Consider the following 20,143-nt stretch of genomic DNA (forward strand, 5'->3'; position numbering starts at 1 on the left):
CATCATGGCGAAGGAAAAGTTTGAGCGTACGAAGCCGCATGTCAACGTTGGCACGATTGGCCATGTTGACCACGGCAAGACGACGCTGACGGCGGCGATCACGAAACAGTTTGGCGACTTCAAGGCGTATGACGAGATTGACGGCGCGCCTGAGGAGAAGGCCCGCGGCATCACGATCTCGACGGCGCACGTTGAGTATGAAACGGAAGCCCGTCACTACGCCCACGTCGACTGCCCCGGCCACGCTGACTATGTTAAGAACATGATCACGGGTGCGGCACAGATGGACGGTGCGATCCTGGTTGTGAACGCGGCTGACGGCCCGATGCCGCAGACCCGCGAGCACATCCTGCTTGCCCGTCAGGTTGGTGTTCCGGCGCTGGTCGTGTTCCTGAACAAGGTTGACCAGGTTGACGACGAGGAGTTGCTTGAACTGGTTGAGATGGAGGTTCGCGAACTTCTGTCCGAGTACGAGTTCCCGGGCGACGACATTCCGATCGTTGCCGGTTCGGCTCTTGCCGCTCTGGAAGACCGCGACGCAAACATTGGCGCTGAGAAAATCGCCGAGCTGATGGCCGCCGTTGACGAGTACATCCCGACGCCCGAGCGTCCGGTTGACCAGCCGTTCCTGATGCCGGTTGAGGACGTGTTCTCGATCTCCGGTCGCGGTACGGTTGCGACGGGTCGTGTTGAGCGCGGCATCATCAAGGTTGGCGAAGAGATCGAAATCGTCGGCATCAAGGACACCAAGAAAACCACCTGTACCGGTGTTGAGATGTTCCGCAAGCTGCTCGACGAGGGCCGTGCGGGTGACAACGTTGGTGTTCTGCTGCGCGGTGTTGACCGTGACGCGATCGAGCGCGGTCAGGTTCTGTGCAAGCCGGGTTCGGTCAAGCCGCACACCGAGTTTGAGGCCGAGGCCTACATCCTGACGAAGGAAGAGGGTGGCCGTCACACGCCGTTCTTCAAGAACTACCGTCCGCAGTTCTACTTCCGTACGACCGACGTAACCGGAACGGTAGACCTTCCCGAGGGCACCGAGATGGTGATGCCGGGCGACAACCTGAAGTTCAACGTCGCACTGATCGCACCGATCGCCATGGAGGAGAAGCTGCGCTTCGCCATCCGTGAGGGCGGCCGCACCGTAGGTGCAGGCGTCGTCTCCAAAATCATCAAGTAAGTTCGGCCCAGTCCGAGTGCGGCCAGGGTGCCCCTGGCCGCGTGTCCTCAACTAACCAGCCCAAAAGGCGCCAAAAAATGCCAGGTCAGAATATACGCATCCGGCTCAAGGCCTTTGATTACCGGGTACTCGACGCGAGTACAGCCGAGATCGTCAATACGGCCAAGCGCACCGGCGCGCGGGTACGTGGTCCCATTCCGCTGCCCAACAAAACTGAAAAGTACACGGTTCTTCGCGGTCCGCACGTGAACAAAAAGAGCCGCGAACAGTTCGAAATCCGCACCCACAAGCGGCTTTTGGACATCGTAGATCCGACACCCCAGACGGTGGACGCGCTTATGAAGCTCGACCTCGCCGCTGGTGTGGACGTTGAAATCAAGCTCTAAGGGGACATTCACATGCGTTCCGGAGTTTTAGCAAAGAAGCTGGGCATGACCCGGCTGTTCATGGAGGATGGCCGGCAGGTTCCTGTTACCGTTCTTCAGCTTGAAAACCTGCAGGTCGTCGCACAGCGTACCGGTGAGCGTGACGGTTATTCCGCCGTTCAGCTTGGTGCAGGCACGGCCAAGGCAAAACGTACGAGCAACGCCATGCGCGGCCACTTCGCGGCTGCCAAGGTTGAGCCGAAGCGTAAACTGGTCGAGTTCCGCGTGAGCCCGGAAAACCTCATTGAGGTTGGTGCCGAAATCACCGCTGACCACTATGTTTCCGGCCAGTTCGTGGACATTGCGGGCACCTCAATCGGTAAAGGCTTTGCCGGTGCGATGAAACGCCACAACTTTGGCGGTCTTCGCGCGTCTCACGGTGTGTCCATCAGCCACCGTTCGCACGGCTCCACCGGTCAGTGTCAGGATCCCGGCAAGGTCTTCAAAGGCAAGAAAATGGCCGGTCACATGGGCTCCGCCCGTGTCACCACGCAGAACCTTGAGGTTGTCCGCACCGACGCCGACCGTGGCCTGATCATGATCAAGGGTTCGGTTCCTGGCTCCAAAGGTGGCTGGGTAACGATCAAGGATGCAGTGAAGAAAGCCGCTCCGGCTGATCTTCCGACGCCCGCCGCCATCCGTGCAACCGCCACCGAGGCTCAGGTTGAGGCTCCGGCTGACGCCCCCGAAGGAGGCGCTGAAGCATGAAAATGGATGTGATCAATCTGGACAGCTCCGCAGCAGGCTCGATTGAGCTTGATGAGGCTGTGTTCGGTCTCGAGCCGCGTGCCGACGTTTTGCACCGTGTGGTTCGCTGGCAGCTCGCCCGCCGGCAGCAGGGTACTCACAGCACCCTCGGCCGCTCGGAGGTCAGCTACTCGACCAAGAAGATCTATCGCCAGAAAGGCACCGGCGGCGCCCGCCACGGTTCCCGCCGCGCACCGATCTTCCGAAAGGGTGGCACCTACAAGGGCCCGACGCCGCGCAGCCACGCACACGACCTGACCAAGAAGTTCCGTGCTTTGGGTCTGCGTCATGCGCTGTCCGCCAAGGCAACGGCCGGTGAACTGGTCGTCATCGAGTCCGCTGAACTGGCGGAGGCAAAAACCAAGGCTCTGGCCAAATCCTTCAAGGATCTCGGCTGGAAAAAAGCTCTGGTCATCGATGGTGCCGAAGTGAACGCAAACTTCGCCCGCGCGGCCGGTAACATCGACGGTATCGATGTTCTTCCGAGCACCGGTGCCAACGTTTATGACATCCTGCGTCGCGACAAACTCGTCCTGACACGGGCTGCAGTCGAAGCGCTGGAGGCGCGTCTGAAATGAGCGTGAAGCCCGAACTTTACGACATGATCCGCAAGCCGATCATCACCGAGAAGGCCACCATGGCCTCCGAGGCCGGTGCCGTGGTTTTTGAGGTAAGTGTTGACTCGACGAAACCGCAGATTAAGGAAGCGGTCGAGACCCTGTTCAACGTTAAGGTCAAAGCCGTGAACACGGTTCTGACCAAGGGCAAGGTCAAGCGTTTCCGTGGAAATCTCGGCAAGCGTCGCGACGTGAAAAAAGCCTACGTAACACTCGTCGAGGGTAACACCATCGACGTTACGACCGGCCTTTGATTGAATACCGCCCTGGTTCTGCCGGGGCGGAAACTGTTAATGCTAACGGAAGACAGTAAGACATGGCGTTAAAGACATACAAACCGACGACGCCGGGCCAGCGTGGGCTGGTTCTGATCGACCGTTCCGAGCTTTGGAAAGGCCGTCCGGTCAAATCCCTTACCCAGGGACTGACCGGCAAGGGTGGCCGGAACAACACGGGACGGATCACCATGCGCAGGCGTGGTGGCGGTGTTAAGAAACTCTACCGTATCGTGGACTTCAAACGTACGAAGTTCGACGTATCCGGCAAGGTTATCCGGATTGAATACGATCCGAACCGGACCGCGTTCTTGGCCCTTATCGGCTATGCCGACGGCGAGCAGGCCTACATCCTTGCTCCGCAGCGTCTGGCTGTTGGTGACACGGTCGTCGCCTCCGCCAAGGCTGACATCAAACCCGGAAACGCGATGCCGTTTTCCGCAATGCCCATCGGTACCATTGTCCACAATGTGGAAATGAAACCGGGCAAGGGCGGTCAGATCGCACGCGCTGCCGGCACCTATGCCCAGTTCGTTGGTCGTGACGGTGGCTACGCGCAGATCCGTCTCTCCTCCGGTGAGCTTCGTATCGTTCGTCAGGAATGCATGGCGACTGTCGGTGCGGTATCCAACCCCGACAACTCGAACCAGAACTTCGGTAAGGCCGGCCGTATGCGCCACAAGGGCCTGCGTCCGAAAGTTCGCGGTGTCGTCATGAACCCGATCGATCACCCCCATGGTGGTGGTGAGGGTCGTACCTCCGGTGGACGCCACCCGGTTACCCCCTGGGGCAAACCGACCAAGGGTGCGCGCACACGCACGAACAAGACGACGGACAAGTACATTCTTCGTTCGCGTCATCAGAAGAAGAACAAGCGGTAAGGAGCCCGGTTAATGGCACGTTCTGTCTGGAAAGGCCCCTTCGTAGATTCCTACGTTTTGAAAAAAGCGGAGAAGGTACGGGATTCGGGCCGCAATGAGGTCATCAAAATCTGGTCGCGTCGTTCGACCATTCTGCCCCAGTTCGTGGGCCTGACCTTTGGTGTTTACAACGGCAAAAAGCATATCCCGGTCAACGTGACCGAGGACATGATTGGCCAGAAATTCGGTGAGTACAGCCCGACCCGTACCTATTACGGTCATGCTGCTGACAAAAAAGCGAAGCGGAAATAAATTATGGGTAAGGACAAGAACCCGCGCCGCGTCGCGGATAACGAGGCAATGGCCGTCAGCCGCATGCTGCGCACCAGCCCCCAGAAACTCAATCTTGTTGCAGCGATGATCCGCAACAAGCCGGTTGAAAAGGCACTGTCGGATCTGACCTTCTCCAAGAAGCGGATCGCTGACGACGTCAAGAAAACCCTGCAGTCCGCCATCGCGAATGCGGAAAACAACCACGGTCTCGACGTTGACGAACTGGTTGTGGCTGAAGCCTGGGTTGGCAAAAACCTGGTGATGAAACGTGGCCGTCCGCGGGCACGTGGCCGGTTCGGCAAAATTCTGAAGCCGTTCAGCCAGGTTACAATCAAGGTGCGCCAGGTCGAAGAGGAGCAGGCATAATGGGACAGAAGATTAACCCCATCGGGTTGCGCCTTCAGGTAAACCGTACCTGGGACAGCCGCTGGTATGCTGACGGTTCCGAATACGGCGATCTGCTGCACGAAGACCTCGCAATCCGTGAGTATGTGAAGAAACACGCTTCGCAGGCTGGTGTCAGCCGCGTGATCATCGAACGTCCGCACAAAAAGTGCCGCGTGACGATCCACGCTGCCCGCCCCGGTGTTATCATCGGTAAAAAGGGCGCTGACATTGAGGTTCTGCGCAAGAAGCTTTCGAAGCTTACCGATTCGGAACTGCACCTGAACATCGTTGAGGTTCGTAAGCCGGAACTGGATGCCGCACTGGTTGGTGAGAATATCGCCCAGCAGCTCGAGCGTCGCGTAAGCTTCCGTCGCGCCATGAAGCGCGCGGTGCAGAACGCAATGCGCATGGGCGCACTTGGCATCCGTGTTAATGTTGCCGGTCGTCTGGGCGGTGCCGAGATTGCACGTACCGAATGGTATCGTGAGGGTCGCGTTCCGCTTCATACGCTGCGTGCCGATATCGATTATGCGCATGTTGAGGCAAAAACTGCCTACGGTATCATCGGAATCAAGACCTGGATCTTCAAGGGTGAGATCATGGAACATGATCCACAGGCCCGCGACCGGCGCCAGGCCGAACTGCAGGAAGGTGGAGGTCGCCCGCAGCGTTCGCGCTAAGGGTCTGATCTCTCAGGAGAAAAAAGATGCTTCAACCAAAGCGTACAAAATTCCGCAAGCAGCATAAAGGCCGTATCCACGGTCAGGCCAAAGGCGGATCCGACCTGAACTTCGGTAGCTACGCGCTTAAGGCAACCGAGCCGCAGCGTATCACCGCCCGTCAGATCGAGGCCGCGCGCCGTGCCATGACCCGTCACATGAAACGTCAGGGTCGTGTCTGGATCCGTGTTTTCCCGGACGTTCCGGTTTCGAAAAAACCGACCGAAGTTCGTATGGGTAAAGGTAAGGGTTCCGTCGAATTCTGGGCTGCAAAAGTAAAACCCGGTCGCATCATGTTTGAGATTGACGGGGTGGACGAGGATGTGGCAAAGGAAGCGCTCCGGCTGGCGGCCATGAAGCTGCCGGTTAAGTGCCGCTTTGTCGCACGCGAGGACTGGTAGGAAACTGCCCCGAAGTTGTTCGGGGCCGTTTTCTGTTTTGATTTGGAATAGCGCCGGGGCGTGCCTCGGTAGCTTCTGATAGAGGAATGGGGCATGAAAGCCGCTGATCTTCGGGACAAGACTCCCGACCAGTTGCGTGACGAACTCGCACAGCTGAAAAAAGAATCTTTTAACCTGCGTTTTCAGCAGGCCGCCGGCCAGTTCGAGAATACCGCTCGTATGAAGGCCGTGCGCCGCGATGCCGCACGTGTGAAAACTGTTCTGAACGAAAAGGCCGCCGCTGCGGCAGGAGAGGCCTGATATGCCTAAGCGAATTCTTTCCGGTGTTGTGACCGGCGACCAGAATGCCCAGACCGTAACGGTTTCGGTTGAGCGTCGTTTCACACACCCGGTTATGAAGAAGACCGTGCGCCGGTCCAAGAAGTACCGTGCGCACGATGCGGAGAACCAGTTCAAGGTTGGTGATACCGTACGTATTCGGGAATGCGCGCCATACTCGAAAAACAAGCGTTGGGAAGTTCTGGTTGACGGCGCGGACGCGTAAGTCAGCCTGATTAGTCGAAACCGCGGACCCCGTGTCCGCAGGTCGGGAGAAAACATATGATCCAGATGCAGACCAATCTGGATGTTGCTGACAACTCCGGCGCCCGCCGGGTTCAGTGCATCAAGGTTCTGGGCGGCTCCAAGCGAAAATATGCTTCCGTTGGCGACATCATTGTGGTGTCGGTTAAGGAAGCCATTCCGCGTGGCCGCGTAAAAAAAGGCGACGTGCGCAAGGCCGTTGTTGTTCGCACCTCCAAGGAAGTGCGTCGTGAGGATGGCACAGCCATTCGTTTTGACCGCAATGCCGCTGTCATTCTGAACAACGCCAGTGAGCCGCTCGGCACACGTATCTTTGGCCCGGTTGTTCGTGAACTGCGCGCAAAGAACTTCATGAAGATCATCTCGCTCGCTCCGGAGGTGCTGTAATGGCTGCCAAACTCCGCAAGGGTGACAATGTGATTGTCCTGTCCGGAAAGGACAAGGGCAAGAAGGGTGAAATTACCCGCGTTATGCCCGCAGACAACAAGGCTGTTGTTTCCGGCATCAACGTGAGCGTTCGCCACACCAAACAGACCCAGAATACCCAGGGCGGGCGTATCTCCAAGGAGATGCCGATTAACCTGTCCAATTTGGCTCTGGTCGATCCGAAAACCGGTGAGGCAACCCGTGTAGGCTTCCGCATGGAAGGCGACAAAAAGGTTCGTTTTGCCAAGAAATCGGGGGAAGTGATCAATGGCTGACTATAAACCCCGTCTTCAGGTCGTTTATCAGGACACCATCCGCGGTGCGATGAAGAACGAATTTGAATACAAAAACGACATGCAGATCCCGAAGCTCGACAAGATCGTGCTGAACATGGGTGTTGGTGAAGCCGTTGCGGACTCCAAGAAAATCCGCGCTGCCGAAGCCGATCTCGCCCTGATCGCAGGTCAGAAACCGGTCATCACCAAAGCCAAGAAATCCATCGCGGGTTTCAAGGTTCGCGAAGACATGCCGCTCGGCGTCAAGGTCACCCTTCGTGGTGCTCAGATGTATGAGTTCCTCGATCGTCTGATCACCGTTGCAATGCCGCGCATCCGTGACTTCCGTGGCGTGAGCGACAAAAGCTTCGACGGCAACGGCAACTATGCCATGGGCCTGAAAGAGCACATCGTGTTCCCCGAGATTAACTTCGACAAGATCGATCAGGTCTGGGGAATGGACATCGTCATCTGCACAACAGCACGCAGCGACGCTGAGGCGCGCGCACTGCTCAAGCAGTTCAACATGCCGTTTGCGGCCTGAGGCGCAGGAGAGAATTATGGCAAAAGTCAGTATGGTCCAGCGCGAAAAGAAACGTCAGGCCCTCGTAGAAAAATATGCGGCAAAACGCGCCGAACTGAAGGAAATCGCGAAAAACGAAGACCTTCCGATGGAAGAGCGTTTCAAGGCACGCCTTAAACTCGCGAAACTTCCGCGCAACTCGTCGCCCACGCGTCTTCACAACCGGTGCCAGGTTTCGGGTCGTCCGAAAGCCTACTACCGGAAGTTCAAGATGTCCCGTATCGCGCTGCGGGATCTGGCCTCCAACGGTCAGGTTCCCGGCATGGTCAAATCCAGCTGGTAAGGGGAGCACGATATGTCTGTAAATGATCCTATCGGCGATATGCTGACCCGTATCCGCAATGCTTCCATGCGCGGTAAATCGTCGGTCGTGACACCCGCCTCCAAGGTCCGTCGCTGGGTCCTGGATGTGCTTCAGTCGGAAGGTTATATCCGCGGATATAATGACACGACGAACGAGCGTGGGCTGCCCGAGATCGAAATCGAACTCAAGTATTTCGACGGTCTCCCGGTCATCCGCGAACTCCGTCGTGTGTCCACCCCTGGTCGCCGTGTCTACACCGGCGTAAAGGAATTGCCGCAGGTCCGTCAGGGCCTCGGTGTCGCGATCGTTTCCACGCCCCGTGGCGTCATGTCCGATGCACAGGCCCGCTCCGCGAATGTCGGTGGCGAAGTTCTGTGCACCGTATTCTAAGGAGAGGTTGATGTCTCGTATTGGTAAAAAACCGGTCGAGCTGCCGAGTGGCGTAACAGCTTCCGTCTCCGGGCAGACGATCGAAATCAAGGGCCCCAAGGGCGTCCGGAGCTTCACTGCGACGGACGACGTGACCCTGGCGGTTGAGGACAATGCCGTGTCGGTGACGCCGCGTGGCAAGTCCAAACGCGCCCGTCAGCAGTGGGGTATGTCCCGTACACAGGTGGCGAACCTCGTCACCGGCGTTACGGACGGCTTCAAAAAGGAACTGGAGATCCAGGGTGTTGGTTACCGTGCCGCTGTTCAGGGCAAAACCCTGAAGCTGGCTCTGGGCTACAGCCACGACGTGGATTTCGACATTCCTGATGCCGTGACGATCAAGACAGCGAAGCCGACGGAAATTCTGATCGAGGGTATCGATCAGCAGGTCGTCGGTCAGGTAGCAGCAAACATTCGCGCCTGGCGGAAACCCGAGCCCTACAAAGGCAAAGGTATCCGTTACAAGGACGAGTTTATCTTCCGCAAGGAAGGTAAGAAGAAGTAGGAGCGCATACGATGTCGAACAGCAAAAGACAGTTGTTCCAGAAGCGCCGTATGCGCGTTCGGAACAAACTTCGGAAACTGGCCGGGGGACGTCCCCGTCTGAGTGTCCATCGTTCGTCCAAAAACATTTCGGTCCAACTGATCGACGATGTTCAGGGCCGGACCCTCGCCTCCGCCTCCACACTGGAAGCGGCTCTGGGTCTGAAAGGCAAAAACAACGTGGAAGCCGCAGCGAAGGTTGGCTCCGAGATTGCTGCCCGCGCGAAAGCGGCCGGTGTCGAGGAAGTATACTTCGACCGTGGTGGTTTCCTGTTCCACGGCAAGGTCAAGGCCTTGGCAGACGCTGCCCGTGAGGGCGGCCTGAAGTTCTAGGAGAGTCCGGAATGGCAAGAGAAGACAACCGCCGGAATCGCCGCGATCGCGACGAGAACCCGGAATTTCAGGATCGCTTGGTCGCGATCAACCGCGTATCCAAAACCGTGAAGGGTGGTAAACGCTTCGGCTTTGCGGCTCTTGTGGTTGTGGGTGATCAGAAAGGTCGCGTGGGCTTCGGTAAGGGCAAGGCCCGCGAAGTCCCGGAAGCGATCCGCAAGGCAACCGAGCAGGCGAAACGCCAGCTGATCCGCGTGCCTCTGCGTGAGGGTCGTACCCTGCATCACGACATTGCCGGCCGTCACGGTGCGGGCAAGGTCGTTCTGCGGACGGCGCCCGCCGGTACCGGTATCATTGCCGGTGGTCCGATGCGTGCGGTGTTCGAGATGCTTGGTGTACAGGATGTTGTTGCCAAATCGATCGGCAGCCAGAACCCTTACAACATGATCCGCGCAACGATTAACGGTCTGCAGAATGAGCTGAGCCCCCGTATGGTGGCACAGCGCCGCAACAAAAAGGTTGCTGACATTCTGCCGCGTACCGATGCCGATGCGCCTGCTGAACAGCCGGCTGAAGCCTGAGGAGAACTGACCAATGGCAAAGACGATTGTTGTTAAGCAGATCGGTTCGCCGATCCGGCGTCCGAAAGAGCAGAGGGCAACCTTGGTTGGTCTCGGCCTGAACAAAATGCACAAGACCCGGGAACTGCCCGACACGCCGTCCACGCGCGGTATGGTCGAAAAGATCCCTCATCTTGTTGAGATCGTTGAGGAGCGTGGCTGAGCCGCGTCTGTCTTAACGACTGGTTAAAATAGCCCCTCCTGGTCATCCAGGTGGGGCTTTTTCGTATTTGGTTCGGGTAGTTGCTCATGTGGCAATCCGAAGTGTGGTTTCTGGTTTCAATTGGTGTGGTATGCTCAAGCAGTATTGGCGCCGTTCGGTACTGCGCGGTAGTTTTCTGAGCGGGTCGTAATGCCAGGGGGGGGTGACATGGCACGCGTCAGTCCGGTCGAAGGGAATTTTTTCGAGGGTCAGCTGCTCCACCTGATTTCCCTCCTGATCTTACTCGCGGCTTTGTTTCTGTGTTCAAATCTACCCGGCTTTGCCCAGGGCAGTTTTCTCGGTCTGTCGACGACCGCATGGGCTGTTCTGGCCGCAGCCGATGCCATTCTGCATCAGGTTTATGTGTGGATCTGTTGGCGGCTGGAGTTGAATGGCCAGAGACTAACCGCCATTTTGGGGCGCCGGTCGTTCCGTATCTATCAGGTGGGGTTTGCCATTCTCATAGTATTGCGGCCAATACTTGCATTCGCTTTGGCGTGGTCGAACAGGGGGACCCTGCCGATTGGTGTAGGGGTTGGTGTTGCATTGGGTGTGGTGCTGTTGGTGCCGTCGCTGTACCTGTTGTACTGCGTCCGCGAATACTTCGGGTTTGAGCGGGCCTTTGGTATCGACCATTTCGATGCGTCCTGGAGAACGGGACCGCTGGTGCGGGAGGGCATTTTTTCCTGGACTCCAAATGCGATGTACGTATTCGGTTTCCTGATCCTTTGGGTGCCGGCCTTTCTTTTTCAGTCGGTGGCTGCGATTGTGCTTGCCGGTTTTTCGCATCTGTATATCTGGGTGCATTACTACTGCACGGAAAAGCCCGACATGAAACGGATTTACGGCTGATGGCTCACCCGAGGATGGTTGCCGCTCGGTGGCGGGAGGCTTCTATGGCAAGTGGTAGTTTCGCACCTACTTGAACCCGGCCAACAACACGTCTATACGCCCCGGGTAGTCCCGCGCGGACCCGATTCATTTGTAATGCCGTGGTCGTCCTTTTTGTCGCTGACAGGACGTATCCGGCCAAGGAGAAGCGACATGAAACTTAACGAACTTCGGGATAATCCCGGCGCAACGAAATCCCGCAAACGTGTGGGTCGTGGACCCGGTTCCGGCCTCGGAAAAATGGGCGGCCGTGGTATCAAGGGTCAGAAATCCCGTTCAGGTGTGGCGATCAACGCCTACGAGGGTGGTCAGATGCCGCTCTACCAGCGCCTTCCGAAGCGCGGATTTAACAACATCAATGGCAAGCGCCACGCCGTGATCAATCTGGGCCTCGTCCAGAAGTTTATTGATGCGGGCAAAATCGACACGTCCGCTGACGTGACCGAGGACACGCTGGTTGCCAGCGGTCTGGTTCGTCGCAAGCGCGACGGTGTTCGCCTGCTCGCCAAAGGTGAGCTGACCTCCAAGGTTTCGATCACCGTGACCGGCGCATCCAAAGCCGCTATTGAGGCGGTCGAAAAAGCAGGCGGCAGCGTTACCGTTCTCGCCAAGGCCGAGCCGGCGGCGGAATAAGACTTGTGGTCGCCACCCCGGCGACCTACATCTGATACAGTTTCGCGCCGCCGGACCATATAAACTGATCCGTGCGGCGCCGTTTTTTTTGGAGGGCCTTCATGGCATCGGCTGCAGAACAAATGGCCGCAAACCTCAGCTGGGGAACGTTTGGTAAGGCCAAGGACCTCCAGAACCGCATTCTCTTTGCTCTCGGATTGCTGATCGTCTACCGCATTGGAACCTATATTCCTGTGCCCGGTATCGACGCGGAACGTCTCCGCCAGTTCTTCGAGCAGGCCAGCGGCGGCATCGGCGGCATGCTGAACATGTTTACCGGTGGTGCGGTCAGCCGTATGGCGGTGTTTGCTTTGGGCATCATGCCCTACATTTCGGCCTCCATTATCGTGCAGCTGATGACGGCTATGGTTCCCAGCCTGATGGCCCTCAAGAAAGAGGGTGAGGCCGGGCGCAAAAAGATCAACCAGTACACGCGCTATGGCACGGTGTTCCTGGCCACATTCCAGGCCTATGGTCTTGCCATTGGTATGGAAGCGCAGGACCTGGTGACGGATCCTGGCTGGTTCTTCCGGATCGGAGCGGTGATCACTCTCGTGGGCGGCACCATGTTCCTCATGTGGCTCGGTGAGCAGATTACGGCGCGTGGTATTGGTAACGGTATCTCGCTGATCATTTTCGTTGGCATTATCGCTGAGCTTCCCGCGGCTCTGGCCCAATTCTTCACTCAGGGACGTACCGGCGCGCTGAGCCCCGTTGTGATCCTCGGTGTGATGGTGATGGCCGTCGTGGTGATTGCGTTTGTGGTGTTCATGGAGCGCGCGCTGCGCAAGATTCATATCCAGTACCCGAAACGCCAGGTCGGCATGAAGATGTATGGTGGTGAGAGTTCGCACCTGCCCGTTAAGGTGAACCCTGCGGGTGTTATCCCTGCAATCTTCGCGTCCTCGCTGCTGCTTCTGCCCGCGACGCTCACGACCTTCTCCGGTGGTGCCGGTGCAACCGGTTTCATGAGCTATGTTGCGGCGTATATGGGGCGGGGTCAGCCGCTGTATCTGCTGGCGTTTGGTGCCTTGATCGTGTTCTTCACGTATTTTTACACCGCCAACGTGGCTTTCAAATCGGATGATGTTGCAGACAACCTGAAAAAGCAGGGTGGCTTCATTCCCGGCATTCGCCCTGGACCCAAGACGATCGAGTATCTCGACTATGTCGTGACGCGTTTGCTTGTCCTCGGTTCCGCTTACCTTGCCGCTGTGTGCATGCTGCCCGAAATCCTGATCTCACAGCTTTCGGTGCCATTCTATTTCGGCGGTACGTCGCTTTTGATTGTTGTATCGGTTACAATGGATACAATTACCCAGGTCCAGTCTCATTTGCTGGCCCATCAGTACGAAGGTTTGATCGAGAAATCCAAGCTACGTGGAAAAGGCGGCAGGAGCGGCCGAACAAGGGGGAAAGCGCGTCGATGAACATTATTTTGCTGGGACCGCCGGGGGCGGGTAAGGGAACCCAGGCCAGGAAACTCGTTGATGAGTATGGCATGGTGCAGCTCTCCACGGGCGACATGCTCCGGGCCGCCAAAACCAGCGGCACCGAAATGGGCGAACGCGTTGCAGCCGTCATGGCCCGCGGTGAACTGGTTACCGATGAGATTGTTATTGGTCTTATCGCGGAGCAGCTCGACGGTGAGGCCGGTGACCGTGGCGTGATCTTCGACGGATTTCCCCGGACCCTGGCCCAGGCGGATGCCCTTGAAGCGCTTCTTTCCAGCAAAGGCAAAAGTCTCGACCGCGTGGTGGAGATGAGTGTTGACGACGAGGCGCTGATTGCCCGCGTGTCCGGGCGGTTTTCCTGTGCCTCCTGTGGTGAGGTTTACCATGACACGACCAAGCCGCTGACCAAGGAAGGCGTTTGCGACAACTGCGGCAGCACCGAGTTCGTTCGCCGTTCTGACGACAATGAAGAATCAATGCGCGTGCGTCTGATGACGTATTACCGCAGCACGTCGCCCCTGATTGGCTATTACTATGCAAAGGGTAAGCTGCAAAGTATTGATGGACTTGGTGAAATCGACGAAATCGCCAAAGACGTGAAGTCTGCTTTGGGACTGTAAATAAAAGGTATTTACGTCCTTGACCTCACAGCGCGGATTTGTATGATCCGCGCTCTCTCTGACAGGAGAGTCGTCTCCGCTACATTTCACCTCGGAGACGCGGGATGTTCTGCCCAGAATGTGGGTATCGGGAACCTGGCGACAGTGTCGGCGGGTAATTGCATTTGAAAAAGGGGTTCTTCAGGGGCCCCGTGATGAAACGGAGCTGGCAAATTGGCGCGCATAGCAGGCGTTAACATTCCGACGAACAAACGGGTGCTTGTCGCACTCACCTATATTCATGGTATCGGCGATACCGCTTCCAAAGAGCTCTGCGATGCTCTGGAAATCCCCGCCGAGCGCCGTGTAAACGAACTGAGTGATGCGGACGTTCTGCGCATCCGTGAATACATTGATGCGAACCTGACTGTTGAGGGCGACCTGCGTCGCGAACGGCAGATGAACATCAAGCGTCTTATGGACCTTGGCTGCTATCGCGGCCTGCGTCACCGCCGCGGTCTTCCGGTTCGGGGTCAGCGGACCCACACCAATGCCCGTACACGCAAAGGCCCCGCGAAGGCCATTGCAGGCAAGAAGAAATAAGGGGCACTGACCGATGGCACGTGAAAAGGCGCGCGTTAAGCGCAAGGAACGCAAAAACATCTCCACCGGAGTTGCGCATGTCAATGCCAGCTTCAACAACACCAAAATCCTGATTGCTGACGCGCAGGGCAATGCGATTGCCTGGTCGTCCGCCGGAACCATGAACTTCAAGGGTTCCCGGAAGTCCACGCCGTATGCCGCACAGCTGGCTGCCGAGGATGCGGGCCGCAAGGCGCAGGAGCACGGTGTACGTACACTTGAGGTTGAGGTTCAGGGCCCTGGCTCCGGCCGCGAAAGCGCGCTTCGCGCTCTGGGCGCAATTGGCTTCACCATTACCGCAATCCGGGACGTAACCCCGATTGCACATAACGGCTGCCGTCCGCCAAAGCGCCGCCGCGTATAATACGAGATCTGAATTGAGTGGCTCTTCCTTCGGGAAGGGCCGCTATTCGCTTTTACCTCGGGAGTTCGCCCGCCACGGGATCCGGTGAGTGAACAGGAATGGAGGCCGCAATAATGACGATCCATAAGAACTGGCAGGAGCTCATCCGTCCGGTAGCTCTTGAAATTAAACCTGGTGCCGATCCGGACCGCCAGGCCACCGCAATCGCCGAACCTCTTGAGCGTGGCTTTGGTCTGACGCTGGGTAATGCCCTGCGCCGGGTGCTGATGTCCTCCCTTCAGGGTGCGGCCATCACTTCCGTTCAGATTGACGGCGTTCTGCACGAGTTCTCTTCCGTGGCCGGTGTCCGTGAGGATGTGACCGACATGGTTCTGAACCTCAAAGGCGTTGCCGTTAAGATGGAGGTCGAGGGACCGAAGCGTCTTGAGGTGCGGGCAACTGGACCTGGCGTGGTTACCGCAGGCGACATCACCGAAACAGCAGGCATCGAGATTCTGAACCGGGATCACGTGATCTGTCACCTCGACGACGGTGCCTCGCTGTTCATGGAACTGACGGTTGAAACCGGTAAGGGCTATGTCCCCGCCGACCGCAACCGCCCGGAAGATGCGCCGATTGGACTTATCTCGGTTGATGCCCTGTACTCGCCCATCAAGAAGGTGTCGTACAAGGTTGAGCCGACGCGTGAGGGTCAGGTTCTCGACTACGACAAGCTGATGCTGAATGTGGAAACCGACGGTTCCATCAACCCGGATGACGCGATCGCTTTCGCGGCCCGCATTCTGCAGGATCAGCTGTCGGTATTCGTCAACTTCGACGAGCCGGAAGCCGGTACGCGCCAGGATGAGCAGGATGATCTCGAGTTCAACCCGCTTCTGCTGAAGAAGGTTGATGAGCTTGAACTGTCCGTTCGTTCGGCCAACTGCCTGAAAAACGACAACATTGTCTACATCGGTGATCTGATTCAGAAAACCGAGGCGGAGATGCTGCGCACACCGAACTTCGGTCGCAAGTCGCTGAACGAGATCAAGGAGGTCCTGACCGCCATGGGTCTGCACCTCGGTATGGAAATCGTCGATTGGCCGCCCGAGAACATTGAGGATCTGGCCAAGAACTACGAAGACCAGTTCTGATAGAACATTGGGGGCCTGCGGGCCCCCTGACTTCCGGGCAATCCCGCCCCAAGGAGAGTGGTCCACTACGCAGGGACCGCCGGACAAAGCATAAAGACTTTAGGAGACTGAAATGCGTCACGGAAATGGATACCGCAAGCTCAACCGTACCCACGAGCATCGCAAGGCGATGTTCGCAAACATGGCTTCGAGCCTCATTGAGCACGAACAGATCAAAACCACCCTGCCGAAAGCGAAGGAACTTCGCCGGATCATCGAAAAGCTGATCACGCTCGGCAAACGTGGTGACCTGCACGCCCGCCGTTTGGCGGCTGCGCAGATCAAACAGGATGCGGCGGTTGCGAAACTGTTTGACGTTCTGGGTGAGCGTTACAAAGACCGTCAGGGCGGATACTCCCGCGTTCTGAAAGCCGGTTTCCGTTATGGCGACCAGGCTCCGATGGCGATCATCGAACTGGTGGACCGTGACCCGGCTGCCAAGGGTGCCGCCGACAAAGCCCGCCTTGAGGCTGAGGAAGCTTCCGCGGACGCCTGATAGCAGGATGATTCCCGCGAGGATTTTGAAGGCCCCGGATCATGTGATCCGGGGTTTTTGCTTTTGATGAACTGGAATATGTATTCCTGATGGCCGATCTTTTTGACACTGACCCACCAAAAGAGGTGGCAACGCGATCCGCAAAGGGTGAGGCGCGACCGGCCGGTCCGCGGCCGTTGGCGGACCGTATCCGGCCCGGCGGTCTGTCCGAGGTGTTTGGGCAGGAGCATATTCTTGGGCCGGATGGCACCCTTACCGCCATGCTTGAGTCTGGAAGTTTGGGTTCGGTCATATTCTGGGGGCCGCCGGGTGTCGGCAAAACCACGATTGCACGTCTACTGGCGGATGCGACCAATCTAAAATTTGTTCAGATCAGCGCGATTTTCTCGGGCGTTGCCGAGTTGCGGAAGATTTTTGATGCGGCGCGGACCCGGCATGAAAACGGATCGGGTACGCTGCTCTTCGTTGATGAGATACACCGATTCAACAAGGCGCAGCAGGATGCGTTTTTGCCGTTAATGGAAAACGGCACGATCATTCTGGTTGGTGCGACGACTGAAAACCCGTCGTTCGAACTGAACAGGGCGCTTCTGTCGCGGTCGCAGGTTTTGACGCTGAGGCGCCTTGAAGATGATGCGTTAAAGAAACTGGTTGAACGGGCGGAGACAGAACTGGGCCGGAATTTGCCGCTGACCGACGGCGCGCGTGACGATTTGATCTCGATGGCCGACGGCGATGGGCGTGCGCTGCTCAATCTTGTGGAGCAGATTGCGACGGTGCAGGGAGAGGTTCTGGACGGCCCCTCGTTGGTTCAACGCGTATCGCGGCGTGCGGCTCAGTACGACAAATCCGGTGACGGGCACTACAATCTGATTTCCGCTTTGCATAAATCGGTGCGTGGTTCCGATCCGGATGCGGCTCTCTACTGGTTTGCACGTATGCTGCAGGGCGGTGAGGACCCGCGGTATCTGGCGCGACGTATTCTTCGCATGGCTGTCGAGGATATTGGTTTGGCCGATCCAAGGGCGCAGACGGTTTGCTTGGAAGGGTGGCAGACCTATGAGCGGCTTGGTTCGCCCGAGGGGGAATTGGCCCTGGCGCAGGCGCTTGTCTACCTGGCACTGGCGCCGAAGTCCAACGCCGCCTATGTCGCATACAAGGCGGCCATGTCCTCGGCGAAATCTACCGGGTCCCAGCCACCGCCGAATCATATCCTGAACGCGCCGACAACTTGGATGAAGAAGGAAGGGTTCGGGTCCGGGTACGTCTATGACCATGACACGGAGCACGGGTTTTCCGGGCAGAATTATTTTCCGGACGGCATGGAGCGGGAGAGCTACTACGATCCCATCGAGCGCGGAGAGGAACGGGAGATGCGCAAGCGGCTCCAGTATTTCGCGAAACTCCGCGCAAAGGCCGGGGAGCGGTCGCAGGACTGAGAGCCGGTTGCCTTGACAAAACCCGCGTCGGGGCATTTACGGCGCGGGATACCGAATGAAAGAAACGCGAATGTCATTGATCCTTCAGGTCGCCGCAGGTGGGGCCATAGGGGCCTCGGCCCGTTATCTGGTCGGAGCCTGGTCCGTGCGGAATTTGGGCACCGGTTTTCCCTGGGGGACCTTGGCCGTGAATGTGGTTGGATCCCTTCTGATGGGGCTGGCTGCGGTCATTGTGCTGCGACGGCCTGAATATGGGCTGCAGCACTGGGGGCCGTTTATGATGACGGGCATTCTGGGTGGTTTCACGACGTTTTCGGCATTTTCGCTCGAGACGTTTCTTATGGTTGAGCGTGGACGGTTTGATTTGGCGCTGACCTATGTGGTGGTCTCGGTGGTGCTTGGGTTTCTGGCACTCATGATGCCGGTGATGTTGATGCGAAGCGGGTCGATCTGATGAGCAGGGTACAGAAAATCGTCCTTGATGGCGACGCAGAGGGGCAGAGGCTTGACCGCTGGCTGAAGCGTTTCAATCCGCATGTCACCCAGGGCCAGGTCGAAAAGCTTTGCCGCAAGGGTGATATCAGGCTCGATGGCGGCAGGGTCCGGGCCAACAGCCGTTTGGCCGAGGGGCAGACCCTGCGCCTGCCACCTTTGCCCGATGCAGCGCAGAAACGAACCGCGCCGGTCCCGGTGCTGTCGGAGCAGGACGTGGAGTTTGTCCGGTCGCTCGTGATTTTCCGTGACGACGATATCATTGCGCTTAACAAACCGCCTGGACTGGCCGTTCAGGGGGGATCGGGCCAGACGCGTCATCTTGATATGCTGTCGAATGGATTGCGCTTTGACCGGGATGAGAAACCGCGTCTGGTGCATCGTCTTGACCGGGACACGTCCGGTGTCATTATCATGGCGCGGTCGGCAAAGGCCGCAGCCGATCTGACGCGGGCGTTCCAGTCGAAAAATACACGCAAGATCTACTGGGCCGCGGTTGCCGGGATGCCGAGCCCACGGGCTGGGACCATTAGGTATGGCCTGGTCAAAGCAGCGGGCCATGGTCCGGGCGGTGCCGGTGAAAAGATGATCTGCGTCGCCCCGTCAGAGATTGATGACACGCCCGGCGCCAAGCGTGCCACCAGTGACTACATGGTGATAGATGGCGCGGCGCAGCGTGCGGCGTGGGTTGCGCTCAGTCCGATTACGGGCCGGACCCATCAGCTTCGTGCACATATGGCTGAGATCGGGCATCCGGTGGTCGGCGACGGAAAATACGGGACCAACTCGCAGGAGAATGAGGGCGATGGATGGGGGGCGCAGCTGGGCGGGAGTGTCAGCCGCAAGATGCACCTGCACGCCCGGTCCTTGACGCTGACGCATCCGCGAACCGGAGCGCGTCTGGTTCTGACAGCACCACTGCCGGAGCATATGGCGCGGACCTGGGAGTTGTTTGGCTGGGACAGCATCGACCCCGGCACCGACCCATTTGAGGACCTGGAATGAGCGAACCACGCCTTGTGATTTTTGACATGGACGGCACCCTGATCGACAGCCAGAACGAAATACTGGCGTCGATGGCCTGGGCGTTTGACAGGGCAGGTCGGGCACAGCCAAGCCGGGAGGATGTTTTGTCCATCGTTGGGCTGTCACTGCCGCAGGCGATGCAGGCGCTGGTGCCGGATCTGTCACCGGAAGAAACCGAGGAGTTGGCCGAGTACTATCGTAACAGTTTTCTGGCGGACCGGGCCAGCGGCCGCCACGACAGCGGTGCGCCGCTTTATCCCGGCGCGATGGATGCGATTACAAGGCTTCATTCTGATCCGTGGACACTGCTTGGCGTTGCGACCGGCAAGGCGCGGCGGGGGCTTGACCATACCTTTGGGAAACATGGGCTGGCTCCGTATTTCCACACGCTGCAAACGGCTGACCTGCATCCTTCAAAGCCGCATCCGGCGATGGTTCAGCAGGCTCTGAGTGATGCGGGCTGCGACCCTGCGCGGGCGGTCATGGTTGGGGACACGACCTATGACATGGAAATGGGGCGCGCCGCCGGGGTGCGGACGGTAGGTGTTTCCTGGGGATATCATCCCCGTGCGAGGTTGGAGCAGGCGGCTCCGGATGTGATTATTGACGATTTTGCGGATCTCGAAGAGGTCCTGAACGGGTTCTGGAGCTGATC

Annotated in this window: 33 protein-coding genes; all 33 read left to right on the top strand. The window is 58.0% G+C overall.

Annotated features, from left to right (window positions below; translation table 11 throughout):
• Window positions 1–4 precede the first annotated feature (4 nt).
• The 33 genes from tuf (at window position 5) to ACP15P_RS21860 (ending at window position 20,141) form a co-directional block, all read left to right on the top strand.
• A complete protein-coding gene (gene tuf / locus ACP15P_RS21700; protein ID WP_424928664.1) occupies window positions 5–1,180 on the top strand; it encodes an elongation factor Tu in 1,176 nt (391 codons plus the stop codon).
• A 77-nt stretch (window positions 1,181–1,257) separates the two neighbouring features.
• Entirely contained in the window at window positions 1,258–1,566 is a 309-nt protein-coding gene (gene rpsJ / locus ACP15P_RS21705; RefSeq protein ID WP_424930564.1) for a 30S ribosomal protein S10, read from the top strand.
• A gap of 12 nt (window positions 1,567–1,578) precedes the next feature.
• Window positions 1,579–2,313, top strand: a complete 735-nt coding sequence (rplC, locus tag ACP15P_RS21710) for a 50S ribosomal protein L3 (protein ID WP_424930565.1) — start codon at window positions 1,579–1,581, stop codon at window positions 2,311–2,313.
• A complete protein-coding gene (gene rplD / locus ACP15P_RS21715) occupies window positions 2,310–2,930 on the top strand; it encodes a 50S ribosomal protein L4 (RefSeq protein WP_424930566.1) in 621 nt (206 codons plus the stop codon). Before rplC ends, rplD begins: the two co-directional genes overlap by 4 nt.
• Window positions 2,927–3,223 carry a 50S ribosomal protein L23 gene (locus tag ACP15P_RS21720; RefSeq protein ID WP_424930567.1) on the top strand — a complete coding sequence of 99 codons (297 nt, stop codon included), beginning with the start codon at window positions 2,927–2,929 and terminating at the stop codon, window positions 3,221–3,223. The genes rplD and ACP15P_RS21720 overlap by 4 nt, the downstream gene beginning before the upstream one ends.
• Before the next feature lie 62 nt (window positions 3,224–3,285).
• On the top strand, window positions 3,286–4,125 hold the full coding sequence (gene rplB / locus ACP15P_RS21725; RefSeq protein WP_424930568.1) for a 50S ribosomal protein L2: 840 nt from the start codon (window positions 3,286–3,288) through the stop codon (window positions 4,123–4,125).
• 12 nt (window positions 4,126–4,137) lie between these two features.
• The gene (gene rpsS, locus ACP15P_RS21730; protein WP_424930569.1) at window positions 4,138–4,416 is read left to right on the top strand and encodes a 30S ribosomal protein S19; all 279 of its coding nucleotides are present in this window, start codon (window positions 4,138–4,140) and stop codon (window positions 4,414–4,416) included.
• Between the two features lie 3 nt (window positions 4,417–4,419).
• Window positions 4,420–4,803 (top strand): 50S ribosomal protein L22, encoded by a 384-nt coding sequence (gene rplV, locus ACP15P_RS21735; RefSeq protein WP_424930570.1) that lies wholly within the window; start codon window positions 4,420–4,422, stop codon window positions 4,801–4,803.
• On the top strand, window positions 4,803–5,504 hold the full coding sequence (gene rpsC / locus ACP15P_RS21740) for a 30S ribosomal protein S3 (protein WP_424930571.1): 702 nt from the start codon (window positions 4,803–4,805) through the stop codon (window positions 5,502–5,504). The genes rplV and rpsC overlap by 1 nt, the downstream gene beginning before the upstream one ends.
• 26 nt (window positions 5,505–5,530) lie before the next feature.
• Window positions 5,531–5,944: a 50S ribosomal protein L16 gene (rplP, locus tag ACP15P_RS21745; RefSeq protein WP_424930572.1), complete on the top strand. Its 414-nt coding sequence runs from the start codon at window positions 5,531–5,533 to the stop codon at window positions 5,942–5,944.
• 93 nt (window positions 5,945–6,037) lie between these two features.
• Window positions 6,038–6,244, top strand: coding sequence for a 50S ribosomal protein L29 (rpmC, locus tag ACP15P_RS21750; protein WP_424930573.1), 207 nt, complete (start codon window positions 6,038–6,040; stop codon window positions 6,242–6,244).
• Between the two features lies 1 nt (window position 6,245).
• On the top strand, window positions 6,246–6,488 hold the full coding sequence (gene rpsQ / locus ACP15P_RS21755; protein WP_424930574.1) for a 30S ribosomal protein S17: 243 nt from the start codon (window positions 6,246–6,248) through the stop codon (window positions 6,486–6,488).
• Between the two features lie 56 nt (window positions 6,489–6,544).
• Window positions 6,545–6,913 carry a 50S ribosomal protein L14 gene (rplN, locus tag ACP15P_RS21760; RefSeq protein WP_424930575.1) on the top strand — a complete coding sequence of 123 codons (369 nt, stop codon included), beginning with the start codon at window positions 6,545–6,547 and terminating at the stop codon, window positions 6,911–6,913.
• Window positions 6,913–7,227, top strand: a complete 315-nt coding sequence (rplX, locus tag ACP15P_RS21765) for a 50S ribosomal protein L24 (RefSeq protein ID WP_424930576.1) — start codon at window positions 6,913–6,915, stop codon at window positions 7,225–7,227. Before rplN ends, rplX begins: the two co-directional genes overlap by 1 nt.
• Window positions 7,220–7,771, top strand: a complete 552-nt coding sequence (gene rplE / locus ACP15P_RS21770) for a 50S ribosomal protein L5 (RefSeq protein ID WP_424930577.1) — start codon at window positions 7,220–7,222, stop codon at window positions 7,769–7,771. The genes rplX and rplE overlap by 8 nt, the downstream gene beginning before the upstream one ends.
• Window positions 7,772–7,787: 16 nt before the next feature.
• Window positions 7,788–8,093 (top strand): 30S ribosomal protein S14, encoded by a 306-nt coding sequence (rpsN, locus tag ACP15P_RS21775; protein WP_424930578.1) that lies wholly within the window; start codon window positions 7,788–7,790, stop codon window positions 8,091–8,093.
• 12 nt (window positions 8,094–8,105) lie between these two features.
• On the top strand, window positions 8,106–8,504 hold the full coding sequence (rpsH, locus tag ACP15P_RS21780; protein WP_424930579.1) for a 30S ribosomal protein S8: 399 nt from the start codon (window positions 8,106–8,108) through the stop codon (window positions 8,502–8,504).
• 10 nt (window positions 8,505–8,514) lie between these two features.
• Complete coding sequence (rplF, locus tag ACP15P_RS21785; RefSeq protein ID WP_424930580.1) at window positions 8,515–9,048, top strand: 50S ribosomal protein L6; 534 nt, start codon at window positions 8,515–8,517, stop codon at window positions 9,046–9,048.
• Between the two features lie 11 nt (window positions 9,049–9,059).
• Window positions 9,060–9,419, top strand: coding sequence for a 50S ribosomal protein L18 (rplR, locus tag ACP15P_RS21790; RefSeq protein WP_424930581.1), 360 nt, complete (start codon window positions 9,060–9,062; stop codon window positions 9,417–9,419).
• Between the two features lie 11 nt (window positions 9,420–9,430).
• A complete protein-coding gene (rpsE, locus tag ACP15P_RS21795; RefSeq protein WP_424930582.1) occupies window positions 9,431–10,000 on the top strand; it encodes a 30S ribosomal protein S5 in 570 nt (189 codons plus the stop codon).
• A 13-nt stretch (window positions 10,001–10,013) separates the two neighbouring features.
• Window positions 10,014–10,202, top strand: a complete 189-nt coding sequence (gene rpmD, locus ACP15P_RS21800) for a 50S ribosomal protein L30 (protein WP_424930583.1) — start codon at window positions 10,014–10,016, stop codon at window positions 10,200–10,202.
• Between the two features lie 207 nt (window positions 10,203–10,409).
• Window positions 10,410–11,093 carry a methyltransferase gene (locus ACP15P_RS21805; RefSeq protein WP_424930584.1) on the top strand — a complete coding sequence of 228 codons (684 nt, stop codon included), beginning with the start codon at window positions 10,410–10,412 and terminating at the stop codon, window positions 11,091–11,093.
• A gap of 192 nt (window positions 11,094–11,285) precedes the next feature.
• Window positions 11,286–11,765: a 50S ribosomal protein L15 gene (gene rplO, locus ACP15P_RS21810; protein WP_424930585.1), complete on the top strand. Its 480-nt coding sequence runs from the start codon at window positions 11,286–11,288 to the stop codon at window positions 11,763–11,765.
• A 101-nt stretch (window positions 11,766–11,866) separates the two neighbouring features.
• A complete protein-coding gene (gene secY, locus ACP15P_RS21815; RefSeq protein WP_424930586.1) occupies window positions 11,867–13,234 on the top strand; it encodes a preprotein translocase subunit SecY in 1,368 nt (455 codons plus the stop codon).
• Window positions 13,231–13,878 (top strand): adenylate kinase, encoded by a 648-nt coding sequence (locus ACP15P_RS21820; protein WP_424930587.1) that lies wholly within the window; start codon window positions 13,231–13,233, stop codon window positions 13,876–13,878. Before secY ends, ACP15P_RS21820 begins: the two co-directional genes overlap by 4 nt.
• Before the next feature lie 213 nt (window positions 13,879–14,091).
• Window positions 14,092–14,460 carry a 30S ribosomal protein S13 gene (gene rpsM / locus ACP15P_RS21825; protein WP_424930588.1) on the top strand — a complete coding sequence of 123 codons (369 nt, stop codon included), beginning with the start codon at window positions 14,092–14,094 and terminating at the stop codon, window positions 14,458–14,460.
• A 13-nt stretch (window positions 14,461–14,473) separates the two neighbouring features.
• Window positions 14,474–14,863, top strand: coding sequence for a 30S ribosomal protein S11 (gene rpsK / locus ACP15P_RS21830; RefSeq protein WP_424930589.1), 390 nt, complete (start codon window positions 14,474–14,476; stop codon window positions 14,861–14,863).
• A gap of 113 nt (window positions 14,864–14,976) precedes the next feature.
• Window positions 14,977–15,996 carry a DNA-directed RNA polymerase subunit alpha gene (locus ACP15P_RS21835; protein WP_424930590.1) on the top strand — a complete coding sequence of 340 codons (1,020 nt, stop codon included), beginning with the start codon at window positions 14,977–14,979 and terminating at the stop codon, window positions 15,994–15,996.
• Between the two features lie 112 nt (window positions 15,997–16,108).
• Window positions 16,109–16,531: a 50S ribosomal protein L17 gene (rplQ, locus tag ACP15P_RS21840; protein WP_424930591.1), complete on the top strand. Its 423-nt coding sequence runs from the start codon at window positions 16,109–16,111 to the stop codon at window positions 16,529–16,531.
• A gap of 89 nt (window positions 16,532–16,620) precedes the next feature.
• Complete coding sequence (locus tag ACP15P_RS21845; RefSeq protein WP_424930592.1) at window positions 16,621–17,970, top strand: replication-associated recombination protein A; 1,350 nt, start codon at window positions 16,621–16,623, stop codon at window positions 17,968–17,970.
• 55 nt (window positions 17,971–18,025) lie between these two features.
• Window positions 18,026–18,424 (top strand): fluoride efflux transporter CrcB, encoded by a 399-nt coding sequence (gene crcB, locus ACP15P_RS21850; RefSeq protein WP_424930593.1) that lies wholly within the window; start codon window positions 18,026–18,028, stop codon window positions 18,422–18,424.
• Window positions 18,424–19,467 carry an RluA family pseudouridine synthase gene (locus ACP15P_RS21855; RefSeq protein ID WP_424930594.1) on the top strand — a complete coding sequence of 348 codons (1,044 nt, stop codon included), beginning with the start codon at window positions 18,424–18,426 and terminating at the stop codon, window positions 19,465–19,467. The genes crcB and ACP15P_RS21855 overlap by 1 nt, the downstream gene beginning before the upstream one ends.
• Complete coding sequence (locus ACP15P_RS21860) at window positions 19,464–20,141, top strand: HAD-IA family hydrolase (RefSeq protein ID WP_424930595.1); 678 nt, start codon at window positions 19,464–19,466, stop codon at window positions 20,139–20,141. Before ACP15P_RS21855 ends, ACP15P_RS21860 begins: the two co-directional genes overlap by 4 nt.
• Window positions 20,142–20,143 lie beyond the last annotated feature (2 nt).

This window comes from Amaricoccus tamworthensis, assembly GCF_049800875.1.
In the GTDB taxonomy this organism is placed as follows: domain Bacteria; phylum Pseudomonadota; class Alphaproteobacteria; order Rhodobacterales; family Rhodobacteraceae; genus Amaricoccus; species Amaricoccus tamworthensis.

Excerpts from the sequence above, each read along its gene's own strand:
- tuf (WP_424928664.1), top strand. The coding sequence starts at position 5 with ATGGCGAAGGAAAAGTTTGAGCGTACGAAGCCGCATGTCAACGTTGGC.
- rpsJ (WP_424930564.1), top strand. The coding sequence starts at position 1,258 with ATGCCAGGTCAGAATATACGCATCCGGCTCAAGGCCTTTGATTACCGG.
- rplC (WP_424930565.1), top strand. The coding sequence starts at position 1,579 with ATGCGTTCCGGAGTTTTAGCAAAGAAGCTGGGCATGACCCGGCTGTTC.
- rplD (WP_424930566.1), top strand. The coding sequence starts at position 2,310 with ATGAAAATGGATGTGATCAATCTGGACAGCTCCGCAGCAGGCTCGATT.
- ACP15P_RS21720 (WP_424930567.1), top strand. The coding sequence starts at position 2,927 with ATGAGCGTGAAGCCCGAACTTTACGACATGATCCGCAAGCCGATCATC.
- rplB (WP_424930568.1), top strand. The coding sequence starts at position 3,286 with ATGGCGTTAAAGACATACAAACCGACGACGCCGGGCCAGCGTGGGCTG.
- rpsS (WP_424930569.1), top strand. The coding sequence starts at position 4,138 with ATGGCACGTTCTGTCTGGAAAGGCCCCTTCGTAGATTCCTACGTTTTG.
- rplV (WP_424930570.1), top strand. The coding sequence starts at position 4,420 with ATGGGTAAGGACAAGAACCCGCGCCGCGTCGCGGATAACGAGGCAATG.
- rpsC (WP_424930571.1), top strand. The coding sequence starts at position 4,803 with ATGGGACAGAAGATTAACCCCATCGGGTTGCGCCTTCAGGTAAACCGT.
- rplP (WP_424930572.1), top strand. The coding sequence starts at position 5,531 with ATGCTTCAACCAAAGCGTACAAAATTCCGCAAGCAGCATAAAGGCCGT.
- rpmC (WP_424930573.1), top strand. The coding sequence starts at position 6,038 with ATGAAAGCCGCTGATCTTCGGGACAAGACTCCCGACCAGTTGCGTGAC.
- rpsQ (WP_424930574.1), top strand. The coding sequence starts at position 6,246 with ATGCCTAAGCGAATTCTTTCCGGTGTTGTGACCGGCGACCAGAATGCC.
- rplN (WP_424930575.1), top strand. The coding sequence starts at position 6,545 with ATGATCCAGATGCAGACCAATCTGGATGTTGCTGACAACTCCGGCGCC.
- rplX (WP_424930576.1), top strand. The coding sequence starts at position 6,913 with ATGGCTGCCAAACTCCGCAAGGGTGACAATGTGATTGTCCTGTCCGGA.
- rplE (WP_424930577.1), top strand. The coding sequence starts at position 7,220 with ATGGCTGACTATAAACCCCGTCTTCAGGTCGTTTATCAGGACACCATC.
- rpsN (WP_424930578.1), top strand. The coding sequence starts at position 7,788 with ATGGCAAAAGTCAGTATGGTCCAGCGCGAAAAGAAACGTCAGGCCCTC.
- rpsH (WP_424930579.1), top strand. The coding sequence starts at position 8,106 with ATGTCTGTAAATGATCCTATCGGCGATATGCTGACCCGTATCCGCAAT.
- rplF (WP_424930580.1), top strand. The coding sequence starts at position 8,515 with ATGTCTCGTATTGGTAAAAAACCGGTCGAGCTGCCGAGTGGCGTAACA.
- rplR (WP_424930581.1), top strand. The coding sequence starts at position 9,060 with ATGTCGAACAGCAAAAGACAGTTGTTCCAGAAGCGCCGTATGCGCGTT.
- rpsE (WP_424930582.1), top strand. The coding sequence starts at position 9,431 with ATGGCAAGAGAAGACAACCGCCGGAATCGCCGCGATCGCGACGAGAAC.
- rpmD (WP_424930583.1), top strand. The coding sequence starts at position 10,014 with ATGGCAAAGACGATTGTTGTTAAGCAGATCGGTTCGCCGATCCGGCGT.
- ACP15P_RS21805 (WP_424930584.1), top strand. The coding sequence starts at position 10,410 with ATGGCACGCGTCAGTCCGGTCGAAGGGAATTTTTTCGAGGGTCAGCTG.
- rplO (WP_424930585.1), top strand. The coding sequence starts at position 11,286 with ATGAAACTTAACGAACTTCGGGATAATCCCGGCGCAACGAAATCCCGC.
- secY (WP_424930586.1), top strand. The coding sequence starts at position 11,867 with ATGGCATCGGCTGCAGAACAAATGGCCGCAAACCTCAGCTGGGGAACG.
- ACP15P_RS21820 (WP_424930587.1), top strand. The coding sequence starts at position 13,231 with ATGAACATTATTTTGCTGGGACCGCCGGGGGCGGGTAAGGGAACCCAG.
- rpsK (WP_424930589.1), top strand. The coding sequence starts at position 14,474 with ATGGCACGTGAAAAGGCGCGCGTTAAGCGCAAGGAACGCAAAAACATC.
- ACP15P_RS21835 (WP_424930590.1), top strand. The coding sequence starts at position 14,977 with ATGACGATCCATAAGAACTGGCAGGAGCTCATCCGTCCGGTAGCTCTT.
- rplQ (WP_424930591.1), top strand. The coding sequence starts at position 16,109 with ATGCGTCACGGAAATGGATACCGCAAGCTCAACCGTACCCACGAGCAT.
- ACP15P_RS21845 (WP_424930592.1), top strand. The coding sequence starts at position 16,621 with ATGGCCGATCTTTTTGACACTGACCCACCAAAAGAGGTGGCAACGCGA.
- crcB (WP_424930593.1), top strand. The coding sequence starts at position 18,026 with ATGAAAGAAACGCGAATGTCATTGATCCTTCAGGTCGCCGCAGGTGGG.
- ACP15P_RS21855 (WP_424930594.1), top strand. The coding sequence starts at position 18,424 with ATGAGCAGGGTACAGAAAATCGTCCTTGATGGCGACGCAGAGGGGCAG.
- ACP15P_RS21860 (WP_424930595.1), top strand. The coding sequence starts at position 19,464 with ATGAGCGAACCACGCCTTGTGATTTTTGACATGGACGGCACCCTGATC.